Annotated in this window: 1 protein-coding gene; it reads right to left on the bottom strand. The window is 63.9% G+C overall.

Annotation, left to right across the window (positions count from 1 at the left end):
• Positions 1–241 (bottom strand): immunoglobulin-like domain-containing protein (locus L6D77_RS27210; protein WP_236170248.1); only part of this gene is annotated, 241 nt, incomplete at both ends.

Below are 241 nucleotides of genomic sequence, written 5' to 3'. Positions count from 1 at the left end.
GTGAAGGTGCCAGAGGCGCTGCCCGCTGGAACGGTGACTTTGGTGCCGTCGGTCAGGGTGAAGGTCAGGCCGTTGTGGCCAGTGACCGACAGGCCCTGGGCGTTGGTCAGGGTGACGGTGTAGGTGACCTGGCCGCCTTCGCTGACGGTAGTTTTGTCCGCCGACAGGGTCGCGACGACTTCGCTGGTGGTGTCGGTGATCTGTACGGTGGCGTTGCCACCCAGTTCCAGATTCTCGAAGG

This window comes from Pseudomonas parasichuanensis (assembly GCF_021601385.1).
GTDB classification, from domain to species: domain Bacteria; phylum Pseudomonadota; class Gammaproteobacteria; order Pseudomonadales; family Pseudomonadaceae; genus Aquipseudomonas; species Aquipseudomonas parasichuanensis.
The sequence above is the reverse complement of the archived record's forward strand: the minus strand, read 5'-3'. Positions and strand labels throughout refer to the sequence as shown.